This is a genomic window from Stenotrophomonas maltophilia group sp. RNC7 (assembly GCF_030910085.1).
In the GTDB taxonomy this organism is placed as follows: domain Bacteria; phylum Pseudomonadota; class Gammaproteobacteria; order Xanthomonadales; family Xanthomonadaceae; genus Stenotrophomonas; species Stenotrophomonas sepilia.
This window is the reverse complement of the sequence record NZ_JAVFVN010000792.1, coordinates 1-564: the sequence shown is the minus strand read 5'-3', so window position 1 is coordinate 564 and position 564 is coordinate 1. Positions and strand designations below refer to the sequence as shown.

Sequence of the window (564 nt, the reverse complement as noted above, 5' to 3'; positions counted from 1 at the left end):
GTTTAATTTAATATACAATGTTACTTTTATACATTTAATAATAATGTATATGGAAGAATGCTTGTTCGTTTAAATATAGTGTGATTTAATAATAATAAAACGTCAGTTATTTCAAATAAATACAAAAATAGATAAATATCGAGGGAAATCGTTATGTTTAGGGGAGGAATTAAGTTGATTACAAAAATGATTGAGCGAGTTGCTTTATATGATTTACATAGAAAACGGAGTAAAACATCACAATTTAAATCGTTACCTAATCCAGATGGGGCAATAAGAAATTTAGAGGATTTTTATCAAGGAAAAATAACTGACATTGAATTTGATTTAAAAAATTCAGGCCATATAGGTTATAAAACAGGATTATTTACATATAAAAGTCACCTTCAATCAAATTATGTGAAGAATGACACAGTAACAGGTGAGGCATACGTTACTAAAAATGATGCTGCTCCAAATATTATTTTCGTTCATGGTTGGAGGATGGAATCAAATGAAAGAGTAAAAAACATATTTCACGATCGTATTTTAGAATTAGGCTGGAATATGTATTACTTTACACTT

1 protein-coding gene is annotated in these 564 nt (G+C 27.5%); it reads left to right on the top strand.

Annotation, left to right across the window (positions count from 1 at the left end; all coding sequences use genetic code 11):
* Positions 1 to 186: 186 nt before the first annotated feature.
* On the top strand, positions 187 to 564 hold a 378-nt coding region (locus tag RCF13_RS19195), incomplete at its 3' end, for a hypothetical protein (RefSeq protein WP_308141457.1).